18 protein-coding genes and 1 pseudogene are annotated in these 21,741 nt (G+C 52.5%); 12 read left to right on the top strand and 7 right to left on the bottom strand.

Annotated elements, in window-relative coordinates; translation table 11 throughout:
• Positions 1-82: 82 nt before the first annotated feature.
• The 5 genes from ACMXYJ_RS18600 (at position 83) to ACMXYJ_RS18580 (ending at position 5,998) form a co-directional block, all read left to right on the top strand.
• Positions 83-1,039 carry a fumarylacetoacetate hydrolase family protein gene (locus tag ACMXYJ_RS18600; protein WP_415760758.1) on the top strand — a complete coding sequence of 319 codons (957 nt, stop codon included), beginning with the start codon at positions 83-85 and terminating at the stop codon, positions 1,037-1,039.
• Positions 1,039-2,937: an acyl-CoA synthetase gene (locus ACMXYJ_RS18595; RefSeq protein WP_415756352.1), complete on the top strand. Its 1,899-nt coding sequence runs from the start codon at positions 1,039-1,041 to the stop codon at positions 2,935-2,937. Before ACMXYJ_RS18600 ends, ACMXYJ_RS18595 begins: the two co-directional genes overlap by 1 nt.
• 166 nt (positions 2,938-3,103) lie before the next feature.
• Positions 3,104-4,423, top strand: a complete 1,320-nt coding sequence (locus tag ACMXYJ_RS18590) for an OmpP1/FadL family transporter (RefSeq protein WP_415756351.1) — start codon at positions 3,104-3,106, stop codon at positions 4,421-4,423.
• A gap of 444 nt (positions 4,424-4,867) precedes the next feature.
• Positions 4,868-5,062, top strand: coding sequence for a hypothetical protein (locus ACMXYJ_RS18585; RefSeq protein ID WP_415756350.1), 195 nt, complete (start codon positions 4,868-4,870; stop codon positions 5,060-5,062).
• A gap of 699 nt (positions 5,063-5,761) precedes the next feature.
• Entirely contained in the window at positions 5,762-5,998 is a 237-nt protein-coding gene (locus ACMXYJ_RS18580) for a helix-turn-helix domain-containing protein (RefSeq protein ID WP_415760757.1), read from the top strand.
• 99 nt (positions 5,999-6,097) lie between these two features.
• On the opposite strand, the gene ACMXYJ_RS18575 is transcribed toward ACMXYJ_RS18580, so the two are convergent.
• From ACMXYJ_RS18575 to ACMXYJ_RS18560, 4 genes are all read right to left on the bottom strand, one after another.
• Positions 6,098-6,478, bottom strand: a complete 381-nt coding sequence (locus tag ACMXYJ_RS18575; protein ID WP_415760756.1) for a hypothetical protein — start codon at positions 6,476-6,478, stop codon at positions 6,098-6,100.
• Between the two features lie 125 nt (positions 6,479-6,603).
• Positions 6,604-8,889 (bottom strand): hypothetical protein, encoded by a 2,286-nt coding sequence (locus ACMXYJ_RS18570; protein ID WP_415756349.1) that lies wholly within the window; start codon positions 8,887-8,889, stop codon positions 6,604-6,606.
• Positions 8,882-10,414 carry a tyrosine-type recombinase/integrase gene (locus ACMXYJ_RS18565; RefSeq protein ID WP_415756348.1) on the bottom strand — a complete coding sequence of 511 codons (1,533 nt, stop codon included), beginning with the start codon at positions 10,412-10,414 and terminating at the stop codon, positions 8,882-8,884. Before ACMXYJ_RS18565 ends, ACMXYJ_RS18570 begins: the two co-directional genes overlap by 8 nt.
• Positions 10,415-10,438: 24 nt before the next feature.
• Positions 10,439-11,647 carry a tyrosine-type recombinase/integrase gene (locus ACMXYJ_RS18560; RefSeq protein ID WP_415756347.1) on the bottom strand — a complete coding sequence of 403 codons (1,209 nt, stop codon included), beginning with the start codon at positions 11,645-11,647 and terminating at the stop codon, positions 10,439-10,441.
• A 1,575-nt stretch (positions 11,648-13,222) separates the two neighbouring features.
• Between ACMXYJ_RS18560 and ACMXYJ_RS18555 the strand changes: the two genes are divergently transcribed.
• From ACMXYJ_RS18555 to ACMXYJ_RS18535, 5 genes are all read left to right on the top strand, one after another.
• A complete protein-coding gene (locus ACMXYJ_RS18555; RefSeq protein ID WP_415756346.1) occupies positions 13,223-14,557 on the top strand; it encodes a tyrosine-type recombinase/integrase in 1,335 nt (444 codons plus the stop codon).
• A gap of 159 nt (positions 14,558-14,716) precedes the next feature.
• Positions 14,717-15,052 carry a tyrosine-type recombinase/integrase gene (locus tag ACMXYJ_RS18550; protein ID WP_415756345.1) on the top strand — a complete coding sequence of 112 codons (336 nt, stop codon included), beginning with the start codon at positions 14,717-14,719 and terminating at the stop codon, positions 15,050-15,052.
• A 50-nt stretch (positions 15,053-15,102) separates the two neighbouring features.
• Positions 15,103-15,300 carry a hypothetical protein gene (locus ACMXYJ_RS18545; RefSeq protein WP_415756344.1) on the top strand — a complete coding sequence of 66 codons (198 nt, stop codon included), beginning with the start codon at positions 15,103-15,105 and terminating at the stop codon, positions 15,298-15,300.
• A gap of 5 nt (positions 15,301-15,305) precedes the next feature.
• Entirely contained in the window at positions 15,306-15,719 is a 414-nt protein-coding gene (locus ACMXYJ_RS18540; RefSeq protein WP_415756343.1) for a hypothetical protein, read from the top strand.
• Between the two features lie 149 nt (positions 15,720-15,868).
• Positions 15,869-16,186, top strand: a complete 318-nt coding sequence (locus ACMXYJ_RS18535) for a DUF7693 family protein (RefSeq protein WP_415756342.1) — start codon at positions 15,869-15,871, stop codon at positions 16,184-16,186.
• A 173-nt stretch (positions 16,187-16,359) separates the two neighbouring features.
• Here the strand turns inward: ACMXYJ_RS18535 and ACMXYJ_RS18530 are convergent, their stop codons facing one another.
• From ACMXYJ_RS18530 to istA, 3 genes are all read right to left on the bottom strand, one after another.
• Positions 16,360-16,959: a hypothetical protein gene (locus ACMXYJ_RS18530; protein ID WP_415756341.1), complete on the bottom strand. Its 600-nt coding sequence runs from the start codon at positions 16,957-16,959 to the stop codon at positions 16,360-16,362.
• A gap of 556 nt (positions 16,960-17,515) precedes the next feature.
• Positions 17,516-18,319 (bottom strand): IS21-like element helper ATPase IstB, encoded by an 804-nt coding sequence (gene istB / locus ACMXYJ_RS18525; RefSeq protein WP_415756340.1) that lies wholly within the window; start codon positions 18,317-18,319, stop codon positions 17,516-17,518.
• Complete coding sequence (gene istA / locus ACMXYJ_RS18520; RefSeq protein WP_415756339.1) at positions 18,312-19,811, bottom strand: IS21 family transposase; 1,500 nt, start codon at positions 19,809-19,811, stop codon at positions 18,312-18,314. The genes istB and istA overlap by 8 nt, the downstream gene beginning before the upstream one ends.
• A gap of 294 nt (positions 19,812-20,105) precedes the next feature.
• On the opposite strand from istA, the pseudogene ACMXYJ_RS18515 reads away from it, so the two are divergent.
• Both ACMXYJ_RS18515 and ACMXYJ_RS18510 read left to right on the top strand, forming a co-directional pair.
• Positions 20,106-20,381: pseudogene (locus ACMXYJ_RS18515) on the top strand (PAS domain-containing protein); the annotation flags it as partial.
• A gap of 207 nt (positions 20,382-20,588) precedes the next feature.
• Complete coding sequence (locus tag ACMXYJ_RS18510) at positions 20,589-21,671, top strand: methyl-accepting chemotaxis protein (RefSeq protein ID WP_415760755.1); 1,083 nt, start codon at positions 20,589-20,591, stop codon at positions 21,669-21,671.
• Positions 21,672-21,741 lie beyond the last annotated feature (70 nt).

The raw sequence follows: 21,741 nt of genomic DNA, 5'->3' as shown, positions 1-21,741 counted from the left end.
CGTTGCCAGCCCGCCCTCAGAACAACACCACAGTTCTCGCGCCACCGAACGCGGGACAAACGCCGCTCCAGGAGTACCTTCAATGTCTGCTGTACACGTAGTCCGCTTTGAATTTCAGAACGGTATCCACTGGGGCGTGCTTCGCCAGGGCCGTATCACCGTTGTCCCCGGTGTTTTTGAAACCACTGGTGACTTCATTCGTCAGAACAGTCTCGACGACCTCGCTCAACTGAAAGGTCCGGAGTTGGAGGCGGGCGAAGTAAAACTGCTGTCGCCGGTGACCCGTAACCAGCAGTTTGTCTGCCAGGGTGCCAATTACCGTCAGCACATGATCGAGTCAGGCATGGACCCTGATGCGAAGAAATTCAACATGATCTTCACCAAGGCGACGAGTTGCCTGGTGGCAGCCGATAGCGACCTGATCAAACCGCGCACCGTGCGTTTTCTCGACTACGAAATTGAACTGGGGCTGGTGATGAAACGCGCGATCACAGGCGCTGTTTCTGTCACCGACGCCAATCTGCATGAGTTCATCGCCGGCGTTGTCATTGTCAACGACTACTCGGCGCGTGACATTCAAATTCCCCAGATGCAGTTCTACAAGGGCAAAAGCTTCCGCACGTTTGGCCCGGTCGGCCCATACCTCTGTCTGCTGGATGCCACGAACATTCATTACTTGAAAGAATTGCAGCTGCGCCTGACGGTCAACGATCAGGTGCGACAGGACGACAGTACGGCCAACCTGGTTTACGGTCCGGCTGAAACCCTGACCGAGCTCTCCGCGGTACAGGATCTCGCGGTTGGAGACCTGATCGCTACGGGTACGCCTGCCGGCTGCGCTCTAACGATCCCTTCGCCTGCCAAGCAGCGCATTGCGGCCTTGATGCCAGAAGCCACAAAGTGGAAACTTTTTCTCAAGGCGCAGGAGGGGCGGACGCAGTATCTCAAGGCCGGTGACGTGGTCGAGGCGCGTATTCGCAGCGCCGATGGTGTGATCGATCTCGGCGTACAACGCAACCGAGTCGTGGGGGAAGCCTGATGGTTCTGCAGACCCTGAACGACATCGAAAATCTCGAACGAGTCCCCTTGTCGGAGCGTGGCCTGGCTTGCAGCACTTATGAAGCGCTGCGTCAGACGGCCGAGCGCACCCCCCAGGCACCGGCGCTGAGCTTCTTCACCGATGCCGCCGATTTCAAACACACCCACGAGTGGAATTACTCCCAGCTCTTCGTGGATATCACCCGTGCGGCAAATGCCTTCCATGATCTGGGCATAAAGCCGGGCGAGGTGCTTGCCTTCATCCTGCCCAATCTGCCGGAAACCCATTTCACGATATGGGGCGGGGAGGCGGCTGGGATCGTCATGGCGATCAATCCTGTGCTTGAGGCCAAGCAGATGGCCGGCTTGCTGAATGCCGCGAAGGCATCGGTGGTGGTGACGCTCGCGCCGACGGCGGGCAGCGATCTGTGGTCAAAACTGGTTTCGCAGCTGGATCAGTTACCCACGGTCAGGTCTGTCGTCTGGGTCAGCATGGAACCCTATGTCTCCGAATCTGTCCGTGGGGCTCTGAAGGCCGCGGCACTGAAGGAGCGAGACTTACACAGCGGTATCGCGATCCACGATTGGCGATCGCTGATGAGTACTCAGCCGCATACACACCTGAAGAGTGGTCGGCAAATTCGTCAGGATGAATGCTCCTCTTATATTTGTACTGGCGGCACCACCGGACTCCCCAAGATCGCCGCGCGTACCCATGGCTCTGAAGTATTCAATGCATGGGCCGTGGCCGCTCACTTGCAGCCACGCAGTGGTGGCCAGGTTATCTTTTGTGGCCTGCCGCTGTTTCACGTCAATGGCCAGCTGGTGACTGGACTGATGCCTTGGACTCAAGGCGACCATGTGATCCTCGGGACGCCCCAGGGGTATCGTGGCGAGGGGGTGATCCCACGATTCTGGGAGATGGTCGAGCACTTCGGTATCAACCTCTTTTCCGGCGTGCCTACTGTCTATTCCGCACTTCTGCAAAATGAATGGCAGGGTCGCGACCTGTCCAGTCTTCGCTTTGCCATGTGTGGCGCCGCCCCCATGCCGGCTGAGCTTTTCCGGGAGTTCGAGAGCCGTACCGGGGTGAAAATCCTTGAAGGTTACGGCCTCACTGAGGGGGCCTGCGTCTCATCAATCAATCCACCCCATGGCGAGCGCCATATCGGCTCCATCGGAATACGGATCGCCTACCAGAATATGCGCGCGATCTTGCTCAACGATTCCGGAGAGTACCTGCGCGACGCCAACGTGGATGAAATCGGCCTCATCACGATCAGCGGTCCAAACCTCTTTGAGGGTTATCTGGAGGAGCGTCATAACCAGGGCCTCTGGATCGATATCGACGGTCAGCGCTGGCTGAATACGGGCGACTTGGGTCGCCAGGATGCGCAGGGCTATTTCTGGCTGACCGGACGCAAGAAGGAGTTGATCATCCGCGGCGGTCACAACATCGATCCGAAGCAAATCGAGGAGGCGCTTCAGGCGCATCCCGCTGTCGCCCTGGCCGCTGCAATCGGCAGCCCCGATGCCTACTCGGGTGAGGTGCCGGTCGCCTACGTCCAACTGCGCCCTGGCCAAAGCTGCAACGCCGAAGAACTTGAGGCGTTCGCTCATCTCAACATCAGCGAGCGGGCAGCCGTTCCCAAGCGCATTGAAATCCTCGATGCATTGCCACTGACTGCCGTGGGCAAGATATTCAAGCCCGCTTTGCAGCAGCGGGAAATTGCCAAAGTAGTCCAGCAGGAAGTGGAACGTCTGGGGCTTTCGGATATTGCTGTTGAAGTCGTGCAGGACAATCGTCGTGGGCAGGTTGCCTGCGTCAGGGCCGGCACTGGCCAGGAAGTTCTGGCTCCGCTCTTGGGCCGTTATAGCTTTCAAGTCGAGTGGATTTAATTGAGTTCCTGATTCGCAATCTGTAAGTCCGGCAGTCATGCCCTGGCGCTGTTCAGCCAGGGTGTTTTACACAACATCGATCCACTCCAACCGGCACTGAAAAGTGCACGGAAAGGCGAAGCCTTGCCTGGTGCAATCAACAAAAACAATAAACATGAGGTGGAAAATGAAACTGAATAGCCGCGTGATCCCGTGTGTTTCCACTCAGCGCAAGTGTGCTGTCTGGATTGAATTCAGCAGTGCCATCGCACTACTCAGCGCCTCTACCATTGCAAGCGCCAATGGCATCGCACTCAACGAACAAAGTGCAAGCAGTGCAGGAACGGCCTATGCGGGAAGGTCGTCTTCCGCGCTGGACGCCAGCACCATCTTTGGAAATCCCGCAGGTTTGACCAAGTTGAAACGCAGTGAGATTTCCGGCGGGGTCGCAGTCGTCTCGGTGAGCGACGATATCAGTGATGCGCAAAGCAGAGTCCCGGGCACCAATAAGGGGGATTCGGTACCTTTGGGCGTCGTGCCCTTCGCTTATATGTCGACGCCACTTGATGATCGCTTTTCGATTGGTCTTGGCCTCTATGCGCCGAGTGGTCTGATCAATGATTACGAGAGCACTTTTCAGGGCCGCTACCATGGTTCCTATAGCACGACCAAGGAAGTAACCCTGCAGCCGACCATTGCTTATCGGATCAATGATTACGTGTCCATTGGTGGCGGACCGACCATAAACCGTTTCAATGCAAAGCTTCAGAATTACCTGGCCACCGGCGCCTTGAACAACGGCGAGGACACACTGGTCACCATCAAAGGTGATGACACGGCACTTGGCTACAACGTAGGCATCCTGGTTGACTTTACTGAGGCAACCAGTTGGGGGATTAACTATCACTCGAAGGTGGACTATGAACTCGAAGGGCATACTGAAGTTTCTGGCTCCCCGAGTGTTATCCCGCTGGACGGAAAGTATGACAACAAGATAGACCTCACGATGCCCGAATCGGTGGACACGTCGATCACCCATCATTTCAATAGTCGCTGGACGGGCTACGTGGGGACCACCTGGAAACGATGGAGCCGGATCCAGAAAGTCGAGGCAGTCAACAGCGGTCTTTCCCCCATGGGCCAGGCCGCTGGCATGGGACATGTGATCGAAGAAATGAACTGGCGCGACACCTGGAGCACCGCCGTGGGCGCCTCCTATCAATTGAACCAGCAATGGCTGCTGCGCGCAGGCTACGCCTATGATCCTTCGCCAATCAGAAATGCCGATCGCAGCGTGCGTATTCCAGTCGGGAATCGCCAGGCCGTAACCCTGGGTGGTGCTTACTCGCCGAATTCCGATCTGACCATAGACTTTGCTTATGGTTATCTCTGGGATTCCAAAGTCTCGGTAAAACAGGCGAACAATTCCGGTGTTCAACCGGAATACAGCGCTAATTACGACAATAGTGCGAATGGAGTCTCAGTGCAGGCGACTTATCGATACTAAACGACACGACTTAATCTTATATAAAGTCGTTTTCTCGAGAATTGTTAATCACCTATCTCGACGGAAGTTTGCGATTCTATTTATCAATCCGCACACACTACCGCGACCGTTTCGCGGTAGTGGTCGTTTTTATTTCATCACCATCTGTACATTGAGTTTGCCACGTGAACCTACTGAGTCAGTCCCAATTCTCGACTGAGCTTTTTTGACCTCTTCAATCTCCGCCCTGATCGCCCTCGCCGTGGGTGGGTTGACTGTGTAATGCGACGTGCAAATCGATTGGACCTCGTTAAAATGCATCTCTTGCCGCGGCCAGAACAGAGCCCTGCGTCACAGGCTTTGAGAGAGGTCATTCCCGCTATAGATATCTGGATTCAGGTTGCTTCATTACCCCTGAGTGTTAACCTGAAAAACATCCCATTTGCTGCCTGCTGGAGCTGCTTTATGACTCGTAAGGTGATCCTGGAACTTGATCTGAACGAAAATGATTTTGATGCTCTGACACGACTGATCGAGAATCCTGAAGCCGTTGCTCGAACCATTGCTCCAGATGACGCCAGGGTGCGGAGTCGCGTGATCGATCTGCTAGTACAAATTGGCGATGCCGTTGAGAGGACCCCAGCAGCCGTTGCCCAGTAACCGTTCTGGGCCGGTACCCCCTCAGATGCATATCTGCTCAATCCCGCGCGGGGAGGAGGCGGCAATGTGGCGACTGGAATGAGTATTCATTGAGCGCCAGTAGCTGCGTTTAATGCACTTGCGAGTAGTGCGGATATCTGAACCTGATGGGGCTCTAGGTGCGGTTGCTGACCAAATTCTGGGGGCTCGCCCATCCTGTATAAGATTGTGCACTCCTGGATATTTAAAGGGAAAACCAGCGCGTCGTCGGTATACATGAATCCGGAGGCGACCTGGAAAATATATTTCGTTCGCACGCGCCCACCCGGTGCCTGGAACCGCCCGTAGGCTATGGCTATGAGAGGTTGGACGACCCAACGGTCTGTAGCATTGAGCCAAGGCGGTAACGCCATCTGAACATCCACAATGCAAGACGGAGAGCCATCGCGGTTGCAATCGTCTAAGAATTTCACCAATTCAGTGCTGCAATCAAAACCCTTTATCTGGACACGGGCGTCGCGATCCAACTCATCCAGCACTGCCACGTAGACACGAGCCGTCTCGGGCAAAGCGCTTTTCGTATTTGCTGGCTTAACCATAATCAATCCTCAATGAGCCCTATAGATTGTAGTGCTATAGGATTCAAAAAGGCTTCATCGTTCCTTTTGCATGGTGAGCAAAATGGAATTGAAGGAAGCATTCGCAGAGGCCCTACGGAATATGAGATTGCGCAAGGGGCTCACACAAGAGGATTTTGGCCTGGTCAGTAGCCGAACCTACATCAGTAGCCTGGAGCGGGGCATGAAGGGAGTTACTCTGGAAAAAGTGACTCAGCTTGCAGATAGAATGGAAGTGCATCCACTCAGCCTGCTTGTAGAATGCTTTAGGGTGCAGTCAGGCGATACGCTGGACGAGCTTTTTGAAACGATTCGAGCGCAATTGACCGAAGCACGATGATATACCTCTGATGATCAATGGTTCATGACCTGAGGAACACTCTTCCGAGGCTGTCTAATCGTAGCCGTGATCGCGGCGCAGTTGACCGGAGGAGGGGGGTTAGTCAGGCTTTTGCGCTTTAAGCTCAGGTAGGACCATCAGCGTATGTTCATCGTAACGAGGAAAAAACCGCTGCCATGCACGAAGGCCACCCAATTCACCTACGGCCAAGATGATTGCTTTGTGAGAGGCTGTCAGCAAAGCGACTTGCCGCTCTAAGTCCGCTATACGCTCGTCTTTCATCGCAAGAGTGGTTAACAAGTGTTTTTGAGAGTTTTTTTTTGCTCGTTCGACCCACTGGTTTCGGACCACTTGCAATTGCTGGTACTGCGCAATCAAGTCGCTGCGATAGGTGTCCCGGGTGAGGCTGGAAACGGCACCTAGATTCTCGATTTTACGCACAATGGCATGGGCGGTTATTTTCTCACCGCTGTCCAGCATGGCTTCGAGAACGCGAACGAGATCATCATCAAGCTGACTAGCACTGACGGTGCGGCGGACAGGTTTGACCAGCGCTGACATAATTTCTCCGCTAGCTAGGTAACAGGGCAGCAGCGTGAAGGTAACTAGCCTTCGAACAAGTCTACTTGATGGACCTGTACCGACAAATCTGGACCATCTGGAAAAGGTTTTTCACCCGGTCGGCACGCCAATGCTCGATCAATATTCTCTAAGGTTTTCTTGGCATGATTCAATTGGTTTGTTCTACCAATACTGTCGCTCACGCGAGCCTCAATTTTGTTAACGGCTAATGCAATTTTTTCACGAAGCCCCACCAAATTTTGCTGATGTGTTTGCAAGTCGGTAACACAAAGATGACGGCACCCGCCGTAACACTCTAAGTGTTTTGGACACGGATTGGTTACGAAACTGTTGATGCAAAACCCATAAGGCGTAACGTGAAATCCATCAGCTTCTCCCGCCAGATAGAGAAATGCTGCCTCATCGCCCATTGTTTTCTGAATCTCTCGAAACTCATCAACAACTGGACCGGACACCTTTCCACTCAGAACCATCGCTAGCACCTGCGAACTGCCTGCCGACAATACGTCTTGCGCCGCCTGGGGTAAATCCATCGAGGCAAGTTCCTCGAGCAAACTGCGATGATCGTACTGGTACGACTGCTCAACGCTACGACGGCCATAACGTTTAGTTATGATCGTGTCAGCCACCCCCATCCTAAACAGCTCACTGTTTTGAACGTGTCGCAGAGAATGACTATTGATGGTAAGGCCTTGGTTCTCTTCGTCACGCCCATACCGTTGAAAAAATGTGGTGTTTGCACTCTGACTTTTATAATAGTGGTTTCGCAAATCGACCGTATCGAGAATGCCAATAAAACAGTATTTACGAATATCGCACAGCCCGTCATTTCGCCCCTCTGATAGCGCGCGTATGGGCGCAAGAAATAACAGGTCATACGGCGGTATCGAACCTGCAGTGGTGCGCATCGGTTTTAGGGGGGAGAGCTTGGACGGCATTTTTAATCTCACCAGTTGCTCCATCTCCGAAATCTTAAAGTACCCCGTCCTAAAGTTTACCTTACAAGGCGCGCCGGATACTGTGCGAAAAGGGGTTAGCGATTCATAGCCTTTACGCAGCACAGCGAAATACTGACGAACAACATTCTTCAGCTTTCCACCCTGTTCTTTTAATAACAATTGCCGACTTTCAATTTCATCCAGGACACCAATATCGTAGTTTTTCCTGTACTGGGCAATAAGTTGAGCTTCCTGGTCATCTTCAAAAACAAACGGGTTGCCGGTCAAACACGGATAGAGGTCCGCAGCAGCCACCAGTTCGTCCGGTTGAAAATCAGCAAAAATCCGATTGGATTCATACTGTTTCTTAAGAGTGCTGCGGAGCGGTTGGGTAAGTAAAAGCACCCGCCCCAGAAACTGAGTAATAATCTCTCTGAACATCTCGGGAATGTGCTGAATATCTGGATACAAGAGCTTGCCGTCTTTATCCGAAATACTTCTTTTTTCCACAAAATATTTAAGAGCGATCGATGAGGAAATACCACCATACTCACCTGCGGAAATGCCCTTTTTACTCAGATAAGAAAACTCCTGACACCAATCGGCTGGCATGAGTGGTGTTTCGCCCATCCGCAGACCACAGAGCACCAGAATCTTGGCTTGCGCAAACCTCAACTCGTCATAAAATGTCTGTGGCTCTTCGGTAAAAACAATCCGGATCAATTCCCAGAACGCATTGTAATCGGGAAGACGCTCAGAGCGTTTGCGCTCCGAAAGGCTTTGTCGAAAGTTAGACGTGTCGTCGCGATTGTTACGGTGTTTAACGCTCACTGCAGACAGCAAAGGAGTGCGGTCAGTCAGACAATTAAAGTCCAAAACATTTTGTACTGAATTGCTAATTCCTCTGGCCAGCTGCCCTGAAGGCTGTAACAGTGATGCGAATTTAAGTGCAGACGCAATGTGATCAACGCTCAGCTCCCACGGCTCAGCGTTACCGCAACAAGATGCAATGACACGAATGGTTCGCACGATGTACTGGCTGGCATGCGCTGCGGATGCACCTTTCACATAAATATAATGAATAGCGCATGCTTTGATTAAGTCTTGCCACGCGTTCGACAGCATCGTCCTTGTGATGGGGGGCATCCCTTGTGTGCTGCGCTCCGCGTTGATCAACGCCAGGGTTTTTATATCGGTCCCTAAGTCCGCAAGCCAATAAGGGATTCGGGGATTGCCCGCCATACGGAACAGCGGCCATCCTTCACCTTTTTTTACGGTTCCATCAGGTGCAGTGGGGATGTCCCAGTTGACGCCCTTGGAGATGGCGAGCATTTTATTTTTTTCAATAAAATCTCTAAAGTTATTATTCATTATCAAAGGCGCCATTTAGCTCATCAATGACATGTTCCACCCGCTCCAGGACATCTTGCAATTGCGAATAAGCGGGGGAGTAGTTCTCGCCTCTTGATGCATTGTAAAATTGCAGCACAACAGGGCGCAAACCGTCACGAACCTCTTCATGAATCTTAGAATTCTGGACCGCCAGGAAACGATCACAGCCATAACATGACAATACCGGATTCTTTGCACATAACCCTTGGCCAAGGGTACACATGCCAATTCCCGCTATGGGTATTCCGTGTGGCATACCGCCTATTTGGTGCGCGGGTAGTGCGTTCGATAAGTCCTCCGTACTGATCGTTCGGGTTCTGGCAATACGCTCAATTTTGCTATATATCGGGGAAATGGCCAGAGCGCGATTCACCCGCTCGGCCTGCGTCGGTGATGATTCAAAATAAACCAGCCCGGTCATTGACCAGCTGTGCCCCATGTATTCAGCGAGTTCTTCCTGGGTGGCACCTGCGTCCACCATACGCTGTGCAGCGCTGTGCCTGAAATCTGTGCTACTACGACCATCCAACCCCAGTTCTGCGGTGAGTCTTGCCAGCGATGTGACGACACCTGCTGGCGTCAGGCCAAACAAGGAATCAGCTAGAGCACCGGGTGATTGAGGGAACGCTTGGCCCGTGGTTCGCCGGCGATGCAACTCTACAAAGAGATTGGTCCACTCGCGTTTTATCTTTCTTAGCATCGGTATAGGGGCCGTGCTCTTGCGTTGTTTCCCTCGAAAAAATCGCAACTGCACACTGGCGGTCTTTTCAAAATTAAATATCTTCAGATGTCCCACTTTAAGTTTGGCGATCTGCTTGGGGCGCATCGCAAACTGATAGCAAATACACAAGATACAAGCACTAATTAAAAGAGTTGTTTTGGCGTGAGTCAGATCATGCCTTGAGGCGTCATTGAGCGAGTCCAGAAAATCAATGATTTTCCGATCCTCATATAAATCAAGAAATACATCACCGTTCCGAACACTGGCATATTTATCCACGGCGTGTTGAGGGAGCGCTGCAATTCGGGGTCTGGAATCATTATTTAGAAGCCCCACTGATTGACCGCAACAAAATAACAGCAACGACTTTAGCGCGCGCAAAGGATGATTATTACACGCCATCATTATTTCGCACCGCCACTTATCGTCGATACTCAGGGGCGGTGTAAGTGAGAGGTCTAACGTCGTATATATAAGGCTTTTTTCGAGCCTTTGAAGTGCCTGGAAATACATTTTAAAGGTTGCGCATGCCAATTCAGAAACGGAACGAGCTAGCCACAGTTTCATTAGGTGTATCAATTCTACGTCAAAGGAATTGAAATCAAACTCTAGGAACTCACCATTAACTTCAAAGGACCAGGCGTTTTCCTCGGGATTTCTGATAGTTTTCCAGCAGTCTGCAAAATCATCCCAATAACGGATTACGGAGGGCAGGGGAGGCAGGGAGGCCAACGCCTCTAACAGTCTCGCGTGTCCAGGAAAGCCCGACTGACTCCGCTGCATGCGCTGCTCCTTCATCTGCCCTTTTTAGGAGCGCAGATGGCTGACATGGACGTCAAATGCATGATTCCAAACGGTGGCTAAGCGATCCTCAAAAAAAGCTCGTGCGTACCGTCGTGGCATATCCGAGGTGCGGGCCCAGCCAAAAAAAGCTCGCAGTCTCTGGATTGCCATCTCGAGGTCATCGCCATTTTCTACAAATTGATGAAGCCTAATGGTCGCACACGTATGCCGCATGTCGTGCGGTGTAATACAACCGGCCCCGCGATACTGCTGAAGTGCTTGGCGTGCCTCGGCGGTGAGCTCACGTGTGATCGTGGCAAAAATACCATTGACCTGGCGTAATGATAGTGGATTGCCTTCCAGCGAGGAAAATAAGTAACTGTGTCGGGTTGAGGGTCGGTAGCTTTCGACAAAGATCCTGATCAGGCTGGCCAACGCTGGCGGTACGGGTAGCTGCCGGGCGGCATTGTTGTTTTTTAGGCTAGGTTGTTCCGGGCGTGGATCTCGCTGATACGGATTGTCGCCGACATTCAACCAGTTCACGGTTCCCACAGTTGGGGTGAAGCGCTTTTCGCTTTTTAATGCATCCATCGGCAGCACCAGGGTTTCACCGCGACGTAATCCAAGATGCAACATTAGTAGGCACAATACGTAATTACGCCATCGTAACGTGCTGTTTCTAAAAGGATTACGCGCCGAGTACGGATCAATGATCTGGTAAAACTCATCCAGTACCGGGCTTGGCAAGGCTCGGACAATTTCAGCCGGCGGTGCGGGCGCCATCCCCAGCGAGTCAAACAGCTTCTCCAGGCGCTCCAGACGCATGTTCAGCCGCCAAAGCATGTCGGGATCGGCATGACTCTTCACCAGGCGTTGAACACAACTTTTGACGAAAACGTAGGCCACACGCCAGTTGGGATGGTAGTTGGCCGCAGTCTGGGCGCCATGATTCCTTGCCGTGATGAAAAACGTCTCAAGACAGGCTTCAAGCTCATCGAATTTGAGCTCCGCAATCAAGCGATCAAGGCAGTCAGCCTGGTACAGCCGTTTGGCAGACTGGTACAGCTGTTCGATGACGGACAGCTGGGTTCGTAGTGTGGACGGCGCCAAGCTGGCACCGTCCAGTGAAGACCAGACTGTCGACCAATAGCGCGGTCGTCCACGGTCATCGGTCAGCACCCAACCAATGAGTCCGGATGGCACGGAATTGTCTTTCAAACGAACAATGGGCATAAGCGCAACAGCTGAAGCTGCTCCTTATGGTAGGAAGCGTTGCAGTTGAGCCTAGGTAATTTCCTGTGTAACGCAACACTCACGAACATGCTCGTCATACGTGTAATGTATATTATGTTAAATCAAGTATTACTCTATAGATGCGTTTAGTGTCAGCCTTTTGTGAGGATCGAGAGAAAAATGGAATGACGAGAAAATGTGGGGAAATTGCGCCAATCGCGGTTTAAGTGGAAAGCCCCTTGCTATTCCCCTCAAACCCTTGATTCCCGAGGGCTTGAGCGCATTCAGCATGCCAATGCGACAGGTTTTTTTAACGAAATCAGTGGAAAAATCTGTTAGGTAAAAATTCGTAAACTACTGATTAACAACAATATTTATTAATTAAGCTCAAATGTAATAGCTCCCTAGCCCAAGGAGAAATTAATGGACTGAGATCCGAAGGTGCGGATCCATGGCTGCCCTGAAACCCACGAAAGACAGGGGTTTCAGCGATTTTTGAGGTAATGAGTGGACATTCACACCCTCCGTTTCCTGAGACGAAACAAGTGGACATTCCATGCCAACAGAGCGCTGCCAAGGTCTTTCCGTAGACCTGCTGAAACTCAGCGTCCGCTTGCACACCAACCCCTAAACCGAAGCCTCTCAAAGCCGCTGCGACTTCCTCAAAGCCCCGTAATACCGGGCCAGCGCCATATCCACCATCGTTCGTGTTGCAATCACGCACTGATGCATGCCTGCTCGCCGCCGCTCCTGAACGACATGATCAACAACACGTAGCTGGATCGTGGCCTCCCTCGATGGCGCCGTTGTTTATTAAAACAATAAGTGGAAATGCCATGTGCTAATCGTACTTAAAACCCGTGAAACCCACGAAAACAGGGCTCTCTCAGGTATTCAACGAAATAAGTGGATGTTCCAGAGGGCGTTTCCATTTAAAGATTTAAATGGAAAAACCATTCGTGCTTTTTCACTCATTTATTGAGATCTGCCTGGACTACGTTGCAGCGCATATCATTCGGTCAATGCAGAGCCTGAAGCATGAATTACACAACAATTGCCACTGACCGTGTGCCGAGAAAAGCCGCTCCAACAAGCCTAACTCCGCTTTAAGCCCACAAACCCCAAAGAAGCAAAAACAGAATTCGCACACTCTGACAATATTAGGTTAAATGATTTTTGGAGTAATTCAGAAAGATCTCAATCCATAATGGTACGGAGAATTAAGCTGGATCTGACAATACATAGTTAAATAAAAAAATCCCGAGCACGACATAAAGAGAAAAAATCCACACAAAGAAATTAGCGGAAAAACCAACAGAACAATCGCTCTTAGTGCACGCTTCAGGCTTTTGTCAAGTTGAAACTAAAAACTATATCCGCTGAGCAAGGGGAGTTGCAGCGGCGTCTTCCAGGGGCTACCATCGATCAATGTTAATCAGTTCAGATTAGGGAAGATGAAAAATGCAGCCGCCCTGCCCTAACTTCCAGTTACTTCCAGTTACTTCCAGTTACTTCCAGTTACTTCCATTACTGGAAGTTTCTAATCACAGCCAAACCATACGGTAGTACACCAAGATGACTACGCAACCAATGCCTATTTTTGAGACCTACGAAATCTTCATTGATATGGACTTTAGTTTGCGTGAACCTAGTATGGCTTGCGTTCGCCAGTATATTGAAAGGTTTCCCGCATTAGTGGAGGCCAACAAGGGTTATCTGACGACTCGGGGATTTCTTCGCGCTTTTACGGACAACAGCCTGACTTTCACTTCTTATAGAACTCATGTCGAGCGGTTGCTGTTATGGACACTTATCATAAGGCAAAAACCTTTCTCTCAGCTCAAACGACAAGATGCTGAAGATTATCTGGAGTTTTGCCGTAATCCTCCCGCTGAGTGGATAGGCCCAATTGTGCGCGGTCGGTTCGTGACTTATGACCATACCGAATCAGCTTGGGGTGAGCCAGTCATTCCAAATCCAAAATGGAGACCATTCAGCCTGAAATGTTCTAAGGATTCATCGGACGGACTGACACCGGCTCCAGATGGTGCCTCCCATGATATAGAGCTTGGCGCGGCTCACGGTATCGTCACGCGATACAAGGTTTCCCAAAGCACCATTAACCAGATTTACACAATTTGTAGCCGTTTCTTTGAGTACATGGTTGAAGACGGAACGGTTACGGCCAACCCTTTCCGGATGATCAAGAAGAAAAGCCTCATCCGTGGAACCCCTCAGGAGGAAGGGACAAACCGTGCTCTGACCCCTTTGCAGTGGGACTATGTGCTGGAAACCGCTGAGCATATGGCCGTGGAGGAACCAGACCGGCATGAGCTCACATTGTTCATCGTCGCGACGTTGTTTGCTATGTATCTGCGGGTGTCCGATATCGTAGGCAGACCAAACTGGCATCCGGTCATGGGTGATTTCCGACTCGATCCTGAGGGCAACTGGTGGTACCACGTGATCGGGAAAGGTAACAAGGCCGGGAAGGTCGCGGTCAGGGAGGAGTACATTTCCAAGTATCTGACGCGCTACCGGCATTTTGTTGGGCTGTCTCCGCTGCCTGAGTGGAATGAACAGACGCCTCTGCTCATGACTCTGCGAGGTCGTTCAGGGCTGTCTGGTCGGCAGGTGCGCGCCCTCCTCCAATCGGTTTTCGATAATGCGTTGGCGCGGATGCGCGAGGAGGAGCGCGACGAGCACGAGATGAATAGTCCGCGGGTGGCTTCTGCGCACTGGCTCAGACATACCTCTGCGACGCTCGATGCGCCGCTGCGAAGTCCCAAGGATTTGCAGATGGACTTGCGTCATAGCAGTCTCAGCACAACTCAGAATGTCTACTACCACTCGCATGACCAGGAGCGCAGTCGTTCGGTGCGAGGCATAGGGATGCGCGACAGAGGCTAAAGAAGGCCCGGATACTCGATCTGATCGATCCTTTGCCGAGCATCCTAACGAAGCGATATCCCAAACGGTTCCTCATCCGCCTCTCAAAGATTCGTGGCTGCAACTAGGCTGGAGGCCTACATCAACTGGATAATAGTTGCCGGGATCGCGAAAGGCCCGGTGTTCCAGCGGATTGATCGCTGGGGCAATCTGTCAGGCAAAGCCATGCAGCCGCATAGCCTGATCCCCGTGCTGCGCCGCATTTTCAAAGAGGCAGGATTGCCAGCGGAGCTGTATAGCAGCCACTCGATGCGGCGAGGCTTTGCGACCTGGGCCTCTGCGAACGGTTGGGACATCAAGGGCTTGATGGGTTATGTGGGCTGGAAGGACATGAAATCCGCATTGCGCTATGTGGATGCTAGCGTGTCGTTCGGCGGAATTGCTTTGCGCGCGGCCCAGCAAGCGCCCGCCATTGAGAGTAAAAGGATTTCCGGTGATCAATCACGCACTGACTGACGCCTAAGCTACAGAATTTTAAGGCAGGATTGGCAGGAAGGAATAACGCTATGGCATGGTTTGCTGATGATCGTTCGGAGCGGGAGAAAGACAGAGATAAAGCCTTTATCAAGGCGGTCAACAACCTCAAGACCCTCGCCGTGACTTCGGGTGGTGGCATGTCCATTGACCCTATGGAAATTAAGGACAAGGTCATAGCGGCACGGTTAGAGCTTCGGCATTTCGTCACACATGAAAGGGAAAAATAATTTCTATGCAAGGTGAAGTAGGATTTTGCGATTGGCACCCATGGTCGAATCGCAGTGACCTTCCAAAAAAAGACTTCCCCGGCGTTTACTTCATCGCTCGAAGCAAGCGTAAGCCAGACAACTATCGTGTAAATAATGACTTCATCATCTACATCGGTGAGACGACCGGCCAGACTCTTGCTGAGCGGCTTCGGCAGTTCAATACTTCGGCCTTCAGTGAGCGACCTGGCCACTCCGGTGGTAACACTTTCCGGATGACGTTGCTGGAAACGACACCGCTTGAGCAGCTTTGGGTTTCCGCGTGCCCAGTAGACATGGGTACCCCGTACACTGCGGCTTACATTAAGCATCTCGAGCGCAAATTGCTTTGGGAGTATGTGTGTACCTGGGGTCGCTATCCTGAATGCAATCGCTCTTGATCAACGAGCTTCGCTCGCGAAACCTTGCACCTGCTGTGCACTTGTCCACTATGCGTCGTTGGCGTCGGCTCCAAGTGACCATGCACATTTTCAAGGTCTGGGGCATCACGCCTAGCAGAGTTTAAGATCCATAGCCCTGAGAGGAACGCATGTCGGATAAAGAAATGCTAACAGCTCGAGAGGTCTGCCAAATCCTACGCGATGCCTCCCTGGCTTCACGTGCAATGCGCCGAGTTACCTCAACCAGCTGGAACGAAATTTACTGCGGACTGATGACGGTCGACGTGGATGGATGGGTTATTACGCTGTTCAATGATTGCGGCGCGCTCGACTACTGTGATAGCTGCTACAGCCCTGACGGTCGAACGTACGAATTCAGCTCTACCGGCACGCATGCAGCGGATCCGGTGGAGCTTCTTCGCCCAGACGAACATCTTCGACTGGAAGAAATTCTTCAAAGTATCTAGCTCATACTCCATAGGTTGATCTTTGGCGCAAGCGCATCCAATTGAACCCCCGAAGCCATGAGGCAAGCCCAGCCCGACTAGGCTGCCTACAACCTAGACCACCTTGCGATAACCTACCGGTTTCCCACGCGCGCTTGCCGGCCTCGCGCTGAGGTTAAGGCCTGAGGCTGAGTTTAACTGCCCCCTATCCAGCGGTGCTGCCCCAAGCAATTTGCGGTGATCGACAAATGAAACCATAGCCATAGCGCCTGCTCTTTAGTGAAATACATCCTGAACGACCCAAAATCCATTTCTAGGCTGTCCCCGGTTTCACTTGCCACGATCATGTCGTAGACGGCATTTTCTCCATCGCACAGTTCAATCATTGGGTCGGGATCGGAAAACTCACCAACTGCCATGTACAAATAATTTGGCTGCGCTATGGAGGTCAGTAACATCTGCTTGTCTTTTTCAGACCTTATGGCCGCAGACCTATCCGGAGAAAATTGGTCTAAAGCATCTTCGTATGCATTTTTCCTGACTCCATCCGCTACACACAGCGAAAGATCCGGTCTTGCGTGCTTAATCGTCGCAAGTGCTTCAAAGAGGCACCGAGCGACCTCAGCTGCTTGAGAAGCGGTATAAAACTGTACAAAATCATCAAGCGAAAGCCTGATAATTTCGCCGCCCTTTGTTCCAATGGATGCGTCATAGAACTCATCGACGTAGTCCAGCCAATGGAATTCTTCGCTGATCTCATACGTAAATCCATTGCCAGCCACCGATGCGCTCATCGTGTTCCTCATTAGTCGATCCTATGTTCAAAATAAGAACGGTTCGAAATGAGAAAACCTTTAGCCCAATTTCATTTATTTTTTGAATAATTTTGTGGGTGCCTGGATCGCATGCCAGTGGCATAAGAGGCGATGGTCACAGCCGTCGTTATTGAAGATGAACACCCTCCTCGTCCGACTGCCCTTGTTCAGACACGCACTCCTCGTCCTATAGGCTTCAAAAATGCTTTGCTATTGGAGCATGCCCCTTTGGGGACGGCTGTCGTAAACCAAGCCCTGTCTTCGACTGGTCTCGGCCCTGCGGGCTTCCATCCTCATGCTCTGCGCGCTCCGCTTGCTTCCTGGCGCGGGCTGTAACGTAACTTTTCTGGCTGTAACACGAGCAGCTGTTGGCGCTGATTGAAAACTGACCCACCCTGCCGATTGAAAATTGACCCAGGGCGGATTGCTGATTTTTGTCCCAGCAATTGTGGATAAGCTTAGCAGTAGTGTCTTGATTGAAGACGCATCGGGCCCCACCGCATGCAGGCATGCGGAAGGGTGTTTACGGTGCAGATCAAAACGGCTCATCGTCCTCGATACCATCTTCGTCCTTGCGCTTTCGTTCACGCGATTTGATCTTTGTCTGGGCGGCCAAGGTGCTGTGTTGCAGGCGGTAGGACTCGTTGCCCGTTTCGACGATGTGGCAGTGGTGTGTCAGCCGATCTAGTAACGCAGTGGTCATCTTGGCGTCGCCAAACACACTCGACCATTCCGAGAAGCTGAGGTTGGTGGTGATGACCACGCTGGTGTGTTCGTACAGTTTTGAAAGCAGGTGAAATAACAGCGCGCCACCACTCTGGCTGAAGGGCAAATACCCAAGCTCATCGAGTATCACCAGGTCTGTTCGAAGCAGTCCTTGGGCAATTCGGCCTGCCTTGCCATCGTACTTTTCACGCTCCAGAAGATTGACGAGATCCACCGTGGAGAAGAACCGTACTCGTTTGTTATGAGTAGTGATTCCGGACACGGCCAAGGCACTGGCGAGGTGTGTTTTTCCGGTTCCAGGCCCACCGATGAAAACTACATTTTGCGCAGTCTCCGTAAATTCCAGGCTGGATAACTCCTTGACCAAACGGGCATCAGCGCTGGAAGCGCTGAAGTCAAAGCCAGATAAATCACGGTGCATGGGGAGCTTTGCCATGTTCATCTGATGATTCACAGAGCGCACGGCGCGATCTGCCTGCTCCTGTTGGAGCAGATGCTCAAGCAGCCATTTCGAGGATGCCGTCGAAGCTTCTCCCTGGGCCGCCAGCTCTTCCCAAGCGTGCGCCATGCCATGCAGACGCAGTTCTTTAAGTTCTGCCATCAAGTCACGCATTGCGGCTCTCCTCATCTGTTGTACGGAGTTGGTCATATCGGGCCGTGTTGGCAACAGGCGCCACCTTGAGTTGCAGGCTGGTTTCTACGGAAGGCGGCAGTGCAGTAGCGGTGAGTCGAGCGAGAACATTTAAGATGTGATCGGCGCTCAGACTTCCCGACTCAAGCACCAGTTCTACCGCTACCAGCACCGAGTCCAGACCGGCGATGGGCACGGCAGCCAGCACCTGCGTCATGATTCGATCACCGTTGTTGTGACGCCTCAGGCCCCGTTTGAGAAGCCGCAACGGATTGGGCAGATCGGCAAACGGTGCGCCATTGCGCAGTGCACCCGGCTTGCGTTCGATGAGTGGGATGTAATGCTGCCAGTCAAAACTGACCTGATCTCGATCAAAGAGGCGCTCGTGGCTGGCAATCATCGTGTCATCGGCGATGACCACGATCCGGGATGGGTAAAGACGGCTGCTGACCCACTGGCCGACTCGCTCACAAGGCACCGAATAGCGATTTCGCGCCACGCTGATCAGGCAGGTGCTGGAGACCCGTACAGTGCGCTCGACGTAGCCATCAAAGGCCGTCGGCATCGGCATCATTTCGACCCGTTCCAGCTCCAAAACTTCCGCCACCGTTAGTCCGTTGTACTGCGGATGCAGCAGCTCGCTCCAGAGCGCACGACAGCGTTGGCCGAGCCAGGCATTCAGTTCCTCGAAGGTGTGGAACATGCAGTTTTGAGCGTCAAGCCAAATACGCCGTCGACTGTCTTGTACGTTCTTCTCGACAATGCCCTTTTCCCAGCCAGAGGCTACGTTGCAGAAATCCGGATCGAACAGGTAGTGCGCACACATCACGGAAAACCGGGCATTGACCGTGCGGCCTTTGCCTTTGTTGACCTTGTCGACAGCCGTTTTCATGTTGTCGTAGATGCCGCGACGCGGCACGCCACCTAACGCTCCGAACGAGCGTGTATGGGCATCGAACAGCATCTCGTGACCTTGGCTAGGGTACGCAACCAACCAGAATGCGCGACTGGCGCAAAGCTTCATGTGGGAGACCTGGATGCGTCGAAACAGGCCACCGATGAGCAGCCCTTCTTCGCTCCAGTCAAATTGAAAGGCTTCACCGAGCGCAAACGTCAGCGGTACAAAAGCGCGTAAAGACTTGCCTTGCTCACCTCGCCACGAGCGTACAAACGCCGTGAGCTGGCTGTAGCCGCCGTCATAGCCCTCGGCCTTGATCTGCTCGAAAAGTGCTTTGGCGCTTCTGCGGTTGTGCTTTGCCCGGAACGAATCGGCTTTCAGCGCCTGCTCCAGCGTCTCGTGGAATGGGCTGAGTTTGTTGAAGGTAGCGCCCCGCTGGTACGCCGGCTGAGTGGCTTCGGGTGCTCTGACCCATTTTCGGATGGTGTTTCTCGACAGCCCGGTACGCTTGGCGATCTGGTGCAGCGACAGCTTGTCGCGAAAGTACATCCTCCGAATTTTCCCCAACATTTCCATGCTGATCACCCTGTGTTCTCCTGCTCGGAAAGTGAGCAGACGTAGTTGAACACCTGGGTCAGTTTTCAGTCGGCAGAACAGCCTTTACTGGGTCAGTTTTCGGTCAGCGGCAACACGTACTGCCATTCGGGACGTAGAACATGACAATTCGCTTGTGTAGCTCAAAATACTCTAGGTGCCCACCCCAGAAACTCAACACAACACATTGTTATTAAAGGTTTTTTTTACAATGCTTACTAACCTTTTTCTAGTAACTGCCGATGGCATTTTAATAGGACACAAGGAGCAGTAGGAATGAGAAACAATCAACCAGTAACGCAGCGCGAAATTGCGCTAGCACCTCAACAGAAACTCATCTCAACAACCGATGCTCGAGGAGTGATTACTTATTGCAATGACGCCTTCGTCGAGATCAGCGGTTTCGACCGAAACGATCTGATTGGCGCGCCTCAAAACATCGTCCGCCATCCTGACGTCCCATCTGCAGTCTTTGCCCATATGTGGAGCGCTCTCAAGCAAGGCAACCCGTGGATGGGGATTGTCAAAAACCGTTCTAGGAATGGCGATCACTACTGGGTGAACGCTTACGTAACACCAATTTTTGAAGGCAGCCAAGTGGTTGGCTTTGAATCGGTCAGAGTCAAACCGACCGCTCAGCAGATCCGACGCGCAGAATCCCTCTACCGGCGCATCAGCCAGGGAAAACCTGCCATTCCCACTCGAGACAAGTGGCTGCCTGCCCTGCTGGACTACCTGCCGTACCTTGTCATGGGTCTAGTGGGCACTTTGAGCGGCCTACTTCTCAACGCATTCGTAGCTATTGTCGCCACAATAGGCATTTCCGTTCCGCTCGGACTGATAACCTCTCGTTGGCAAAAGCAAGGAACAATGCGCCTGTTGCAGATGGCTGAGCCCTCTACTTCGGATCAACTTATTGCACAGATGTACAGTGATCAGCACGGGGCTCAAGCGCGTCTGGAAACAGCCTTTGTGAGCCAGGCTGCGCGTCTAAAGACCTGTCTTACACGCCTGCAAGACACTGCAGAGCAACTCAGTGGGTTAGCCGGGAGATCCGACATACTGGCCTCCGACAGCTCACGTGGACTTGACCGCCAGCGCGTCGAGACCGAGCAAGTGTCCGCTGCAGTCAATCAGATGGCGGCGACCACACAAGAAGTCGCGAGCCATGTCCAGCGCACCGCTGACGCCACCCAGGAGGCTAACCTGCTGACCGGACGCGGACGCGACATTGCCCGAGATACCCGCGAAGCGATCCAGCGCCTCTCTGCAGTGGTGGGTGAAACTGGGGAGACCGTCGCGCAGTTGGCCAAGGACAGCAACGAAATCGGAACAGTGGTCGACGTAATCAAAGGTATTGCCGATCAGACCAACTTACTGGCACTGAATGCCGCGATCGAGGCCGCGCGCGCTGGCGATATGGGTCGAGGCTTCGCTGTTGTGGCCGACGAGGTACGTCAGTTGGCACAGCGCACGTCTGAGTCCACTAAGCAGATCCATGACCTGATCACCAAGCTTCAGACTTCCTCTAACAATGCCGTACAGACAATGGAAAGCGGTCATCGTCAAGCCGAAGAAGGCGTGGAGTGGGTACTTGAAGCAGACAAGGCATTGGTGGGAATCAGTGAAGCCGTAGCCAACATCACTGATATGACAACGCAGATTGCGGCCGCCACTGAAGAGCAATCCGCCGTCGCCGAGGAAATCAGCCGTAACATCACCACCATTGCCCACCTGGCAGATCAGACATCTGAGCAAGCTCATCACTCAGCAGAACTAAGCAAGGAGTTGACCAAGACAGCTGCAACTCAATATTCGTTGGTCGAGCGCTTTAATCGATAGTCCCAACACGCTGAAACACCGGCGTTGTCATTGCCTGGGCCGCCAAAGTAAACGCGCTGCTTTCTCGTTC

Source organism: Pseudomonas arabinosi, from assembly GCF_047758675.1.
GTDB classification, from domain to species: domain Bacteria; phylum Pseudomonadota; class Gammaproteobacteria; order Pseudomonadales; family Pseudomonadaceae; genus Aquipseudomonas; species Aquipseudomonas arabinosi.
The sequence above is the reverse complement of the archived record's forward strand: the minus strand, read 5'-3'. Positions and strand labels throughout refer to the sequence as shown.

Coding starts and splice junctions, on each gene's coding strand:
- ACMXYJ_RS18600 (WP_415760758.1), top strand. CDS start 83: ATGTCTGCTGTACACGTAGTCCGCTTTGAATTTCAGAACGGTATCCAC.
- ACMXYJ_RS18595 (WP_415756352.1), top strand. CDS start 1,039: ATGGTTCTGCAGACCCTGAACGACATCGAAAATCTCGAACGAGTCCCC.
- ACMXYJ_RS18590 (WP_415756351.1), top strand. CDS start 3,104: ATGAAACTGAATAGCCGCGTGATCCCGTGTGTTTCCACTCAGCGCAAG.
- ACMXYJ_RS18585 (WP_415756350.1), top strand. CDS start 4,868: ATGACTCGTAAGGTGATCCTGGAACTTGATCTGAACGAAAATGATTTT.
- ACMXYJ_RS18580 (WP_415760757.1), top strand. CDS start 5,762: ATGAGATTGCGCAAGGGGCTCACACAAGAGGATTTTGGCCTGGTCAGT.
- ACMXYJ_RS18575 (WP_415760756.1), bottom strand. CDS start 6,478: ATGCTGGACAGCGGTGAGAAAATAACCGCCCATGCCATTGTGCGTAAA.
- ACMXYJ_RS18570 (WP_415756349.1), bottom strand. CDS start 8,889: ATGAATAATAACTTTAGAGATTTTATTGAAAAAAATAAAATGCTCGCC.
- ACMXYJ_RS18565 (WP_415756348.1), bottom strand. CDS start 10,414: ATGCAGCGGAGTCAGTCGGGCTTTCCTGGACACGCGAGACTGTTAGAG.
- ACMXYJ_RS18560 (WP_415756347.1), bottom strand. CDS start 11,647: ATGCCCATTGTTCGTTTGAAAGACAATTCCGTGCCATCCGGACTCATT.
- ACMXYJ_RS18555 (WP_415756346.1), top strand. CDS start 13,223: ATGACTACGCAACCAATGCCTATTTTTGAGACCTACGAAATCTTCATT.
- ACMXYJ_RS18545 (WP_415756344.1), top strand. CDS start 15,103: ATGGCATGGTTTGCTGATGATCGTTCGGAGCGGGAGAAAGACAGAGAT.
- ACMXYJ_RS18540 (WP_415756343.1), top strand. CDS start 15,306: ATGCAAGGTGAAGTAGGATTTTGCGATTGGCACCCATGGTCGAATCGC.
- ACMXYJ_RS18535 (WP_415756342.1), top strand. CDS start 15,869: ATGTCGGATAAAGAAATGCTAACAGCTCGAGAGGTCTGCCAAATCCTA.
- ACMXYJ_RS18530 (WP_415756341.1), bottom strand. CDS start 16,959: ATGAGCGCATCGGTGGCTGGCAATGGATTTACGTATGAGATCAGCGAA.
- istB (WP_415756340.1), bottom strand. CDS start 18,319: ATGCGTGACTTGATGGCAGAACTTAAAGAACTGCGTCTGCATGGCATG.
- istA (WP_415756339.1), bottom strand. CDS start 19,811: ATGGAAATGTTGGGGAAAATTCGGAGGATGTACTTTCGCGACAAGCTG.